Below are 12,073 nucleotides of genomic sequence, written 5' to 3' on the forward strand. Positions count from 1 at the left end.
AGGTGCTTTATGAAGATTAAGACAGTCAATAATTATTATACAGATGAAAATACTTATATAGTTTATGATGAAAATACAAAGAACGGTCTTGTGATTGATCCGGGATATAAGTGTGACGGAATATTGAAAGTGGCTCAGGACGACGGAGTTAATATAAAATATGTGCTTATAACTCATTGTCATTATGACCATATTTCAGATATGGAACAGCTCCGTGAAAAAACAGGCGCTAAACTTGTTTCCGGCGATAAGGCAAGCATAAATATAACAGACCCGGACATTAATTTGTCGTATTCGGGACTTGGTTATGAATTGTCGGCTAAAAATTCTGATATTGTTTTGAAAGATAATGAAGAACTTAATATTGACGGACTTAATATCAAATGTATCTATACGCCAGGTCATACAAATTGCGGCGTATGTTATTTGATAAATAATGAAAAATTGTTTACGGGCGATACATTGTTTTTAAGAAGTGTCGGCAGAAGTGATTTGCCGACAGGTGACGGAGATACTCTTGTAAAATCAATAAAGACAAGAATATATACGCTTGATGATGATACAGAAGTTTTTCCGGGACACGGCGGACAGAGTTCTGTTGGGTACGAGAAAAAGTATAATATGTATATAAAGGGCTAAAAAATGTTAATTATTCAAAACGGTTATGAATGTGATTACGAAATGAAGCTTTTTTATAAGCTTTATTTTGATATGAACGAAGATATATATGTGTATTCAAACTTTGAATATAAGGATAAAGTTATAAACGTGTATACGGAGATAATCTATAACGGCGGTACATATTTTGACGATTTCTATTATGATTTTGATACTGAAAATCAAAAAGCACAGTTTATAAAAAAGATATTTACTGCGTCATGTACAAAGTCGTTTTGTCACGCGGCGGAAAAAATTAAGCATATAAATCTTCCTTGGGGAGTAATGTGCGGTATTCGTCCGGCTAAAATTGTCCGTGAACTTATGGAAGAAGGATACAGTGACAGTGAAGTTGTTGAAATATTAAAGAAAATTTATGAAGTGTCCGATGAAAAGATTGACCTTGCATATAAGGTTGCAAAAAATGAAAAGATTTTGCTTGACGAAATCGGCGAAAATTCAGTAAGTATATATATCGGCATACCGTTTTGTCCGACAAGATGTTTGTATTGTTCATTTGTTTCAACAGATATACGCGTAAGCGGAAAATATATGGACCCGTTTGTGGATAAATTGCTTTTGGAGATTGATAAAACTGCAGAAGTAATTGATAAAATGGGTGCATATGTTGAAAATATATATATCGGCGGCGGAACACCGACAACTCTTGAAACACACCACTTAAAAGCAATATTTGACAGATTGAAAGAAAATTTTGATTTTTCAAAAATAAAGGAATTTACTCTTGAGGCAGGCAGACCGGATACAATAACAAAGGATAAATTGTATGAGGCAAAACAGGGCGGTGTCAACAGAATAAGCATTAATCCGCAGACTATGAACGAACAGACTTTGAAAAGAGTCGGCAGAAAGCATACTCCCGATATGGTGCGAAAATGCTTTGAAATGGCAAGAAAAATGGGCTTTGACAATATTAATATGGACCTTATAGCCGGTTTACCGGAAGAAACCGTTGATATGTTCAAGTACAGTCTTGATGAAGTAATTAAACTTGATCCTGAAAATATAACCGTTCATTCAATGTGCGTAAAAAGAGCGGCTTCACTCAGATTTTCAGATGCTGAGCTTGCAAAAGCAAATGATATGAACGAAATGCTTTCGTATACTCAAAAACATATGGAGAAAACAGGAAGAAAGCCTTATTATATGTATCGTCAAAAAAATATTTCGGGTAATCTTGAAAATGTCGGTTATGCAAAAGACGGCTGTATGAGTACATATAACATAAACATTATGGAGGAAAAACAGACTATTATTGCACTTGGCGGCGGCGGTTCTACTAAAATTGTTATGGACGACAGAATTGAGAGAGTGTTTAATTTTAAAGACCCTCTTGAATATATAAGACGTTTTGATGAAATATTGAAGAAAAAAGACGAAATACTTGATATATTGGCAGGTGAAAAAAATGGCTGACGAACAAACTTTAAACCATATAATGAATGAGTACGAAGAACTTCGTATCAGTGCGGCTAATGAAAGAAAAAAACGTATTGAAGAAGTTAATAAAAAAATTCCGCGAGTGGCTGAAATTGACAGAGAGATTTTTCAATGCGGTATGGAGAATACTAAAAGAATATTTAAAAATCCCGATAAGGCTGATGAATATAACAGGGATTTTAAAGAAAATCTAAGAAAACTCGAAAATGAAAAGAGTAATCTGTTAAAAGTAAACGGAATTTCTGACGATTATAATAAATATAAATATAAGTGTGAAAATTGCAGTGATACAGGTTATGATAAAAACGGTAAAAAATGTCAGTGTTTTAAACAGAAACTTATAAATGCGGCATATTCAGTGTCAAATATAGAAGAAACAATAAAAACACAAAATTTTGATACATTTTCGTTTGATTATTATTCAAAAGATGTCGGTGAAAACGGTGTTTCGGTGTATGATAATATGACGAAGATATATAATAACTGTAAACGTTTCTGCGATAATTTTGATAATGAAACCAAAGGCCTTGTTTTTTACGGCTCGACAGGTTTGGGAAAAACATTTTTGTCAAGTGCCATTGCAAAAGAACTTATGGATAAGGGCAAAATGGTTATCTACATAAGAGCGACAAAACTGTTTTCAATAAATGAAGATTATAAGTTCGGCAGAAATACCGACAGGTCTGTTATTGACAATATATATAAGGCTGATTTGCTTATAATTGACGATTTGGGTACAGAGCCGTTCAATAAAAATAATCTTGCGTTTTTATTTGACGTTATTAACGAACGTACAGCAAATAATAAAAAGATTATTATTAATACTAATTTGCAAATAAGCGAAATTACAAAAATGTACAGTATGCGTTTTACTTCAAGATTGTATGAATATTTTATGATGTACAAGTTTTACGGGGAAGATATACGTATACAAAAATTAAGAAGAAGCTAAGAGGATTGATAAATTGTCTGGACCGTGCATAATATTTATAATTCAATAAAAACAAAAAGCAAGCCTATCTTTGATATACTGCTTGCATTTGCATTTTTTTTGAAAATAAACTCTAACGTACCTATGTACGCCGACGAGTTCATTTTCAAAAAATCCAAACTAATTTCTCAACCTCTTACAGTATGAAGGGACTGCTATGCAGTCCCTTTAATGATTATTTACCGTTGTTGTTTGCGTCATTACCGCCTACGGCGTCACTTACACCCTCAGCAACATCGGCTGCTGCATCACCGACACCTTCGACAACGTCGCCTGCCGCATCACCAACGTCTTTAACTGCGTCGCCTGCCGCATTACCTGCGTTATCTACATCGTTTGAAACATTGTTATTGTCATTTTTATTTTCGTTATCATGATTTGTATTTACCGTTGATTCCGGTGACGGTGCAGTATTGTCATTTGTATTATTCATACCGCATGATGTAAGCATTGCGGCAGAAATAAATGATAATAAAACTAATTTTATACCTTTCATTTTTATGCCTCCATTATTTATTGATACAACCTTAGTATTGTCATTATTTTTGATTTTATAAGTTTATTAATAAAAAATTCATATTTTTTTTGGAACAAAAGTGATGTTATATACGTCTAATAAATTGCAAACAGATAAATGCAAATAATAAAAAAAAGGAGATTATAAAAATGAAAAAAAATCTAATCGCAATAATTGCACTAACAGCAGCACTTGCTGCAAGTACATCTGCTTTTGCAGACACAGTACAAATTTCAGAAGAAGAACTTAATAAGCCTGTTTCGACATATGCACCGGATGCTATGCCGACACCGGAAATTCAAGGCGACATTATGCTTTTGAATGGTGAAGAAAAAGATGCAGTTGCTACAGATGCAGAAACACCTATTGAAATTGCAAGCTATATGTCTGTAGACGTAACAGTTGTAAAAACAGACAGCGACGTTGACGGAATTATCAAAACAACAACAGACGTTAATAACAAGGACGATCAAAACAATACTGTAAATCTAAAGATTACAGATGATACACTTGTATATGACAATTTGGGTAACAAAAAGGCTCTAAGTGATTTGACTGATGGTTCAAAAATTACTGTATTTACAGGCTCATATGAACCGACTCCGCTTATTCTTCCTGTTCAGTACACAGCAAATGTAATTATCATCAACGGTGACAAAGAAGGTAATGTAAATGCAGATACATACCTTGCTGATGAAGAAGGCTATACAAATGCCGCAAATACTTTAAAAATTGCAGCAGCTGACGATACAAAGATTGTTGATAAGGACGAAAAAGAATATAAGGGTGATTTGGATAAGAATGACCTTATCGTATTCTACGGTGTATCAACAAAGAGTATCCCTGCTCAAACAACACCTACAAAGGTTGTAGTTCTTGGTAAAAACGAAATTGCTCTAAAGCAGATTGAAGCTGCAAAAAATGCTACTCCGGCTCCTACAGCTGCACCTGAAGTAACAGAAACTCCGCAAGTAAGCTATGCAGGTCTTGTAAATGTTGTAATCGGTGATAAGAATGTTTCAGATGTATATGCAAAGGATAATACAACAATGGTTCCTCTAAGAGAAGTTGCAGAAGCCGCTGGTTTCACAGTAACTTGGGATGCAGAAAACAGAGCAGTTATTCTTAATGACGGTGTTTACAGTCTAAAGATTGGTGAAAACAGCTATGTTAAGGGTAAGATGATGCCACTAACACTAAGTGCCGCACCTGAAATTGTTAATGATCTAACATATGTTCCTGCTGAATTTTTCGCAGAAGTAACAGAATCAGCTACAGTTGACGGTACATCACTTGTTGTAACAGCTAAATAATTTTTGAAAATATAAAAAAGATGTTCGCGAGAACATCTTTTTTTGTTTGTATTATCAATTGTTTTTAAAACTAAATGTCATTTGTGCGTTTACTTCGTTTGTTATACTCATTAACGGACCGACTTGTACAGTTATAGGGTTTGCAGTATCATGCAAACTGTATGCACATTCTAATGTGATAGTTCCTCCCGGTTGTACTTCCGCTAATGACGGTTGTGCGTCCATTACATCGGGCATCATTGTAGCTACATTACATTGTATGGAATTTTGAAAAGCATTAGCACTTACAGAAGTAAGAAATGATGCGTTGGCATTACTGTTATTTGTAAAGTTATATGTTACTATAATTGCCGGATTACCCTGAAAATCTGTTGCTGTTTTTGCAGTTACTATTTCAACATCATATTTACCGCTTACGGTTCCTTTGTTTTTCTGTTTAGGCTGTTCCGTAGCAGGAATAGACGTTGGTTCTGATACTGAATCAGTTGTTGTTTGCTGATTTGATGTTGTACTTTGTGTATTTGCAGTTTGACTGTTTACACAAGAACACAATGATAAAGTTAAAATAATTGAAAATAACAAAATTGTTTTTTTCATAATAAAATCCTTTCTCTTTATATGTATTTTTGCTGCAAATGACGGTTTGCACCCCGCTTCTCCTTTCCGTCAATATTTCCACATATTAAAAAATGCGTGGTATAAAATTCTATACCACGCATAAAAACGAGGCTTAGAATTTGTTACCACACATTTTCTGATATATGAAAAACTTTAATTTTGCAGCGAAAATAACAGTATCTCAATATATAAAGCCTGCGTTTTATACAAACACAAACTGTTATTATATGTACTGCAAAAAAAGAATATTCCTAAAATTGAATACTCTAAGTAAAGTTATAAAAATGTAAAGTTATATATATCATATAACAGAAAAAATGTGGTATTTTTTTTATATCATATTTTGAACATAAATCAACAATTATTTATAGAATATATAGAAAAAAGGTAATTTGAAATAAAATAATATTGACATTGATTAATATTTTTGATAAAATACAAGTAGATAAAAGAGTGACTTAACGGTTGTTCTGCTAAATTTTATGGTTTTTATGTAGATGAAATTAATCTACCAAAGTCGCCTATTGTATCAGAATGGGCGGCTTTATTTTTTTATCATATACACAAGCAAAAATACAATTACTAAGGCAAATGTAAATTCACTCATTATATTTGTTCCTTTCCCGTAAGTCAGAACAACCGCCCGGTCACTCTAATACTACAAGGGATTAAATTGCTAATCCACTAAAAATTATAACATATGATTAATCTTACAGTTAATAATAATACAAATTTGAAATAATATTGAAAACAAAAAGCCCCCAAACAAAGCTATATAGCCAAATTCGGGGACAATTCCTTGGAGCTAACGAGCGGAGTCGAACCGCCGACCTCTTCATTACCAATGTATATAAAAGGTTTTTGTATCTTATTGTATGTTGTTATAAAATGGCTTAGTTATGCCGTTTTTAAGGTGTTGCTTTTCATATCTTTTTACTTTTTATTGTCCTTTATTACAGATTTAAAGGACAAATAAAGGACAAATAAAGGACAGAATTAATGCTCATTTTGATAACGTTTTTGAGGGTGTAACATATCTTGTAATAAGTTTGCCGCCGCTGCGTCTGCCGACTTTATAGCGTGCGTATATATGTTAAGTGTAGTGCTTTTATTTGCGTGTCCTAAACGGCTTGAAACTGTTGCAACGTCTACACCACCGGCAATAAGTAAAGTTGCCGAAACGTGTCGGAGTGTGTGTAAATGTGCGTTTGGTAGGTTATTACGTTTTATAAATCTTTGAAACCAAGATGTAAGACTATCGGGACGCATTACATCACCGTTACTTGAAGTAAATACTTTATCGGCGTTTTTCCATTGGTCACCAAGTAAAAGCTTTTGCTTGCATTGCTCTATTTTCCATTGCTTTAAAAGTGTTATCATCTCTTGCGGTATATTTATCGCTCTGCTTGATTGCCTTGATTTTGGTGTATCTTCAAAAATTCCCTGTTCGGGTGTGTATAGAATGGCTTTAGTTATGTGTACAAGATTTCTTTCAAAGTCAATATCTGACCAATTCAAGCCGCATAATTCCCCCCTCCGCATACCTGTATATATTACAAGCATTATTGCGGTTTTATATTCAAAAGGCTCATTATCTAAACAATTAATAAGATTGTCAAGTTGTAATTCATCAAGTACGGGAGCCTCTTTATATTCAACGTGAGGCGGTTTAACACGATTACAAGGGTTTGACGGTATTACTTGCCATTGTACCGCCGTTGTAAGTATAGATGATAAAATACGATGATACTTTACGATTGTAGTATCTGCAAGTGTATTATTACTATTGACGGGCTGAAATATATCTTTTCTGTTAAGTGCGGCGGAGAGTTTATTTACTGTATCTTTTGAAACATTCCGCCCCTCATAACAAGCCCTTACAGTAGATACTCCAACATTTGCCGCCGCTGATAAAGATTTTTGAGTATATCCGGCGTCGGTTACTATTTCTTTTAGGTTTGGTATTGCTTTGTACTTTGTATCAAGTCTTATACCGCTTTCCGTAAGATTATTATAAAACTCCATTAAGTGATGAGGTTGTAATTTACATAGCTTTATATGTCCTAATGCTTGCGTAATGCGTGGTACTAAATCTTTATAGCTTTGCAGAGTACGGACTTTTAATTGACTTTCAGCATATTCTTTAAACCAACGCTCTATAAATTCAGATACTGTTATATTACCGTCTAAAAATTGACCGTTTTGTACTTGTTGTTCAAATAATACTGTTTGTGTTTCAAGTTCCTTTTTTATTTGTCTTTCTGTCATTGTGGGCGAGGGTTTCCACGTTTTAGATTTTATAATCTGATTACCTTTAGAGTCATATCCGGCAGATACTCTTATTTGATATGTGTTACCCCTTTTTCGTACTGTTGCCATTTATAACACCCCCGTTTAATCTTCGTTATAGCCTTTTTCAGAGTCTTTTTTTAACTCTATCATTTTGTTATATTCACTTAAATTTCTTATTATATCAAAAAATATATATTTAATCTCAAATAATAATAGCTTTGAATATTCATCTTTAAATATAAATTTGCCATTAAGTTCATCAGCATTATCTATTGTATTGTATGTAAGTTCTTCATCTTCAACTAATTTATTATATATACTATCAGTTTGATAAAGATTTATTAATTTTATATTATTTTCTTTTAATTCTTCAAATTTTTCTAATAAGTCACTTTTTAAAAGTTCATTTATAATTTTATCAAGTATTATTTTATGTTCGGCAGACAAATTAAGAATGTTTTCAACTGTTAAAGTTGAAAAGCCCGTTTTATTTGATATGCCTATTTCACTTATATTTGTTGATGTATTTTCTGTTAAACCGAGTAAATAATCAGTTGAAACATTAAAATATTTTGCTAATGAAATAATAGAATCTGCTTTCAATGCTCTGCTACCGTTTTCCCATTGTGCAACCGTTTGTTGTTTTATAAATAAATCATTTGCAAGTTTGTTTTGTGTAATATTATTTTGTTCACGCAGTTCCTTTATTTTTTTTGAAATGTTGTTAGACATAATAAAAATACTCCTTTTATCACTTTTTGTTGTTTTCAAAATGAAATTACAACAAAATATTGACTTTTATGAAATGTTGTTATAATATATATATAACAACAAAAACAATATAACATATAATAATATAAAAGTCAAGAAAGGGGTAAAAAAATGACTAATGCAGAATTAAAACAAAAGATTAAAGAAAGTAGGATTAAAATGTGGGAAGTGGCTGAACGTGTAGGGGTTTCAGATATAACACTTGCAAGGTGGCTACGTTCGGAAAAAAATATTCAAAAACAACCGCTCGTATTAAAAGCATTTAATGAACTTCAAGTTGAAAAGGAGGTTTAATTTTATGAATGGTAAAATTACTTTAACGGCTACAAAGCCGCCGCATATGCGAGGAATAAAGCAAGCAATAGAAGAAATAAAGCAAGCTGACCCGTACACCGCATTAACGGAGCCGGCACTCCGCCGCCTTATAATTTCAAAAGAGGTACCCTCTGTAAGAGTAGGTACAAAATATTTAATAAATATGGATATACTTAATAATTATCTATGTGGTGGAACGACTGAAAGCGAACCGATAACCGCCGCCGGAATAAAAAAAGTGTCCGAGTAAATTAATATGATAGAATATACAGAGTATATAAAAGAAAATGTAAGTATAATTGATATTGTAGAACGTGCCGGAATAAATTTAAAGCACAATAAGGCTTGTTGTCCGTTTCATCACGAAAAGACTCCATCTTTTTCAGTACACCCAAAGAAAAATATATTCAAGTGTTTTGGTTGTGGTATAGGTGGAGATGTTATTGAATTTACAAGAATGTTTTATAATACTGATTTTATCGGGGCGGTTAAAATTTTAAATACTGAGTTTAACTTAGGTATAGAATTTAATAAAAAAGTTAGTATTAAACCGGCGGAAAAAGAAAAGTACATAGAAAAAGGACTGAACAGAGTAATAAATAAAATATATGTGAGGCGGTTTAAATCTGTTGAAATGGCTTTAATTGCGTATTATAGAAGATTACATCAGATTATAATATATTATATTCCGCCGCATAATATGAGTTTATGCAAGTTTAAAAGTGAATATATACAAGCTTTAAAAGATATTGACCGAATAGAGTATTATTGTGATATTATGCTTTATGGGGACTTTGAGGAAAAGAAAAGACTTGTAGAAACGGAAGAGGTGAAAAAGATTGAGCGAAAGTATAGCACAAAACAGTGATGAACTTGAAAACATTTTTACAAGTGCTTTTTTACAGTATGAAGAACAAAATGTAATAGAATTATTAGATAGCATATTTGATAAAAACAGTGCAGAAATGATTGAAACCTGTTTAAATATTGTAAAATCGGCGGCGGAAAAGTGTAAAGTTAAAACAAAATTTAATAATACATTAAAGCATTATAAGAAAGATTTTGCAATTCAAAAAAGGTTAGAAATGTGTACGGGAAAAATATCAATAAAAAATATTCCGAAAGATTATACCGAACTATTTAATAATTATAAATGTGGTAACTATATCGTAGATGATACGGGAGTATATAAAGTAATTGAAACCAAAGAGGGTGATATAAATACGGTGTTAATATGCAGCCACCCAATTTTAATAACGGCAAGATATATAAATATAAACGAGAACACCGAAACAGTAGTAATTGCTTATACAATCGGTGATAAGTGGAATTTTATAAGTGTAGAGCGTGAACGAATTGCAAGTAATACTAAAATAGTTAATCTTGCAAATTTCAGCATTGATATTACATCAGATACCGCAAAGGATATTATAAAATATTTGCAATATATATTACAAGTGAATAGTAGTAATATACCAATATATAAAGCTGTTAATAGACTTGGTTGGGTAAATAATGAGTTCGTACCGTATTCGGATAAGATAAAATGTGACAGTGAATTGAACTTTAAAGATATTATAAAGCAGTTAAAAAGTAAAGGTAATTTTGAAGTATGGCAAAAACATTGCTTGCTACTTCGTGAGAATATTTATTTAAGGCTTGTAATGGCGGCGAGTTTTTCCGCTCCACTTATAGAGCGTATAGGCGGTTTACCTTTTATTGTTCACCTTTGGGGCGGAACAGGAACGGGAAAAACAGTAGCTTTATGCGTGGCTGCAAGTGTTTGGGGAAAAGGTGCATATAACAATAATGCTTTAATACAATCATTCAGAGGAACAGAATACGCATTAAGTGAGAAAGCGGCTTTTCTTTATTCTTTACCGGTTATTATTGATGAGGGGCAAACCGTTAAAAATAAAGATGATTTTGATACTTTAATAATGAATTTAACAGAGGGTAAAGGAAAGATACAAGGTTCAGCAAGCGGCGGCATAAAAAAGCTTAGACATTGGGCAAACTGTTTTATTACGACAGCAGAAGAAAATATTATAAAGTATAATAGCGGCGGCGGAACTTCAAACCGTATTATTAATATAGCTGCACAAAGTAAGATTATTAATGACGGTCATATTACAATGCAGATAATAAGGGATAATTATGGTTTTGCCGGAAAGGAATATATTGAATATATAAAAAAATTACCTCTTGAACAACTAAAAAACAGGTATGACGATTTATTTGCAAAGTTAAAAGACAATACGGATAGTACAGATAAGCAGCTTATGGCAATGACATTTTTATTATTATCTGATGAATTATCAGAAAAATGTATTTTTAAAGGTGAGAAACCTTTAAGCATAGAAAATATTAAACCTTTTCTTACTTCACAAAAAGAGATTGATAATTCTGAACGTGCATATAATTGGGCTGTAAATTGGGTATCACAGAATATGAACAGATTTAAAGACTCAATTAATAATAATGGGGAAGTATGGGGAAAAATAAAAGATGATGTTGCGATAATAAATAAAAATGTACTTACCGAATATCTGCAACGTGCCGGCTTTGATTATGGTGCGGTTATGCCGGAACTTGCAAAGCGGAATAAACTAATAAAAACACCTCAAGGAAAATGGTTACATAATATGAGTGTTTACGGTTGTAAAGCGAGTTATATACAAATGATTTTAAATGATGATGAATATGTTGAAGTAAAAGATGATGTATCACCATTTTAAATAAATTCCAATAGCGTTGGAACTCGTTGGAATTCTGTTGGAATAGTGTAAAACAACTACAAACCGCATAAAATCTATATATTTATATATATATTAATAATTAATATATATATTCCAACGTTCCAACGTTATGTATATATATGTGCGTGTAAAAAATAAAATGGTATATAAATACATTTTTTTTATAAACGTATATTTATATATATGAAAAAATCGTTGGAACGTTGGAATTATTAAAAAATGGCTTAGTGGTGCGGTTTATACGTTCCAACAACTAAAAAAACTTGTTGGAATTTATAAGATATGTAGGGGGTATAAAAATCTATAGTGGTACCTAAGAAATGGACAAATAACACAGGGGGGTATTATAATAATATTACAGTGCAATTTGTTATGGAGG

Annotated in this window: 12 protein-coding genes; 8 read left to right on the forward strand and 4 right to left on the reverse strand. The window is 32.3% G+C overall.

What is annotated here, in order from left to right:
* The first annotated feature begins 9 nt into the window (after positions 1 to 9).
* The 3 genes from LKE05_RS12885 to LKE05_RS12895 are packed head-to-tail and all read left to right on the forward strand — an operon-like array spanning position 10 to position 3,070.
* Positions 10 to 639 carry an MBL fold metallo-hydrolase gene (locus LKE05_RS12885; protein WP_308457104.1) on the forward strand — a complete coding sequence of 210 codons (630 nt, stop codon included), beginning with the start codon at positions 10 to 12 and terminating at the stop codon, positions 637 to 639.
* Between the two features lie 3 nt (positions 640 to 642).
* Complete coding sequence (gene hemZ, locus LKE05_RS12890; RefSeq protein WP_308457105.1) at positions 643 to 2,094, forward strand: coproporphyrinogen dehydrogenase HemZ; 1,452 nt, start codon at positions 643 to 645, stop codon at positions 2,092 to 2,094.
* Positions 2,087 to 3,070, forward strand: a complete 984-nt coding sequence (locus LKE05_RS12895) for an ATP-binding protein (RefSeq protein WP_308457106.1) — start codon at positions 2,087 to 2,089, stop codon at positions 3,068 to 3,070. The genes hemZ and LKE05_RS12895 overlap by 8 nt, the downstream gene beginning before the upstream one ends.
* Positions 3,071 to 3,284: 214 nt before the next feature.
* On the opposite strand, the gene LKE05_RS12900 is transcribed toward LKE05_RS12895, so the two are convergent.
* Positions 3,285 to 3,605, reverse strand: coding sequence for a hypothetical protein (locus LKE05_RS12900; protein WP_022229277.1), 321 nt, complete (start codon positions 3,603 to 3,605; stop codon positions 3,285 to 3,287).
* 170 nt (positions 3,606 to 3,775) lie between these two features.
* Between LKE05_RS12900 and LKE05_RS12905 the strand changes: the two genes are divergently transcribed.
* Positions 3,776 to 4,939 (forward strand): copper amine oxidase N-terminal domain-containing protein, encoded by a 1,164-nt coding sequence (locus LKE05_RS12905; RefSeq protein ID WP_308457107.1) that lies wholly within the window; start codon positions 3,776 to 3,778, stop codon positions 4,937 to 4,939.
* A gap of 54 nt (positions 4,940 to 4,993) precedes the next feature.
* On the opposite strand, the gene LKE05_RS12910 is transcribed toward LKE05_RS12905, so the two are convergent.
* The 3 genes from LKE05_RS12910 to LKE05_RS12920 all read right to left on the reverse strand — a co-directional run bounded on the left by LKE05_RS12910 (position 4,994) and on the right by LKE05_RS12920 (position 8,581).
* A complete protein-coding gene (locus LKE05_RS12910) occupies positions 4,994 to 5,536 on the reverse strand; it encodes a DUF5067 domain-containing protein (RefSeq protein ID WP_308457108.1) in 543 nt (180 codons plus the stop codon).
* 1,017 nt (positions 5,537 to 6,553) lie between these two features.
* A complete protein-coding gene (locus tag LKE05_RS12915; protein WP_308457109.1) occupies positions 6,554 to 7,936 on the reverse strand; it encodes a tyrosine-type recombinase/integrase in 1,383 nt (460 codons plus the stop codon).
* Positions 7,937 to 7,951: 15 nt separating this feature from the next.
* Positions 7,952 to 8,581 (reverse strand): helix-turn-helix domain-containing protein, encoded by a 630-nt coding sequence (locus LKE05_RS12920; RefSeq protein ID WP_308457110.1) that lies wholly within the window; start codon positions 8,579 to 8,581, stop codon positions 7,952 to 7,954.
* Between the two features lie 150 nt (positions 8,582 to 8,731).
* Between LKE05_RS12920 and LKE05_RS12925 the strand changes: the two genes are divergently transcribed.
* Genes LKE05_RS12925 through LKE05_RS12940 form a run of 4 tightly spaced genes read left to right on the forward strand, consistent with a single transcriptional unit; the run spans position 8,732 to position 11,673 of the window.
* Positions 8,732 to 8,914, forward strand: coding sequence for a hypothetical protein (locus LKE05_RS12925; protein ID WP_308457111.1), 183 nt, complete (start codon positions 8,732 to 8,734; stop codon positions 8,912 to 8,914).
* A gap of 4 nt (positions 8,915 to 8,918) precedes the next feature.
* The gene (locus LKE05_RS12930) at positions 8,919 to 9,185 is read left to right on the forward strand and encodes a MerR family transcriptional regulator (protein ID WP_308457112.1); all 267 of its coding nucleotides are present in this window, start codon (positions 8,919 to 8,921) and stop codon (positions 9,183 to 9,185) included.
* Between the two features lie 6 nt (positions 9,186 to 9,191).
* Positions 9,192 to 9,803, forward strand: coding sequence for a CHC2 zinc finger domain-containing protein (locus LKE05_RS12935; protein ID WP_308457113.1), 612 nt, complete (start codon positions 9,192 to 9,194; stop codon positions 9,801 to 9,803).
* The gene (locus tag LKE05_RS12940) at positions 9,775 to 11,673 is read left to right on the forward strand and encodes a DUF927 domain-containing protein (protein ID WP_308457114.1); all 1,899 of its coding nucleotides are present in this window, start codon (positions 9,775 to 9,777) and stop codon (positions 11,671 to 11,673) included. The genes LKE05_RS12935 and LKE05_RS12940 overlap by 29 nt, the downstream gene beginning before the upstream one ends.
* Positions 11,674 to 12,073: the final 400 nt, after the last annotated feature.

Origin of the sequence: Hominilimicola fabiformis (assembly GCF_020687385.1) — a bacterium.
In the GTDB taxonomy this organism is placed as follows: Bacteria; Bacillota; Clostridia; order UBA1381; family UBA1381; genus Hominilimicola; species Hominilimicola fabiformis.

Bases quoted from the DNA above. Each gene is read 5' to 3' on its own strand.
- LKE05_RS12885 (WP_308457104.1), top strand. From the start codon at position 10: ATGAAGATTAAGACAGTCAATAATTATTATACAGATGAAAATACTTAT.
- hemZ (WP_308457105.1), top strand. From the start codon at position 643: ATGTTAATTATTCAAAACGGTTATGAATGTGATTACGAAATGAAGCTT.
- LKE05_RS12895 (WP_308457106.1), top strand. From the start codon at position 2,087: ATGGCTGACGAACAAACTTTAAACCATATAATGAATGAGTACGAAGAA.
- LKE05_RS12900 (WP_022229277.1), bottom strand. From the start codon at position 3,605: ATGAAAGGTATAAAATTAGTTTTATTATCATTTATTTCTGCCGCAATG.
- LKE05_RS12905 (WP_308457107.1), top strand. From the start codon at position 3,776: ATGAAAAAAAATCTAATCGCAATAATTGCACTAACAGCAGCACTTGCT.
- LKE05_RS12910 (WP_308457108.1), bottom strand. From the start codon at position 5,536: ATGAAAAAAACAATTTTGTTATTTTCAATTATTTTAACTTTATCATTG.
- LKE05_RS12915 (WP_308457109.1), bottom strand. From the start codon at position 7,936: ATGGCAACAGTACGAAAAAGGGGTAACACATATCAAATAAGAGTATCT.
- LKE05_RS12920 (WP_308457110.1), bottom strand. From the start codon at position 8,581: ATGTCTAACAACATTTCAAAAAAAATAAAGGAACTGCGTGAACAAAAT.
- LKE05_RS12925 (WP_308457111.1), top strand. From the start codon at position 8,732: ATGACTAATGCAGAATTAAAACAAAAGATTAAAGAAAGTAGGATTAAA.
- LKE05_RS12930 (WP_308457112.1), top strand. From the start codon at position 8,919: ATGAATGGTAAAATTACTTTAACGGCTACAAAGCCGCCGCATATGCGA.
- LKE05_RS12935 (WP_308457113.1), top strand. From the start codon at position 9,192: ATGATAGAATATACAGAGTATATAAAAGAAAATGTAAGTATAATTGAT.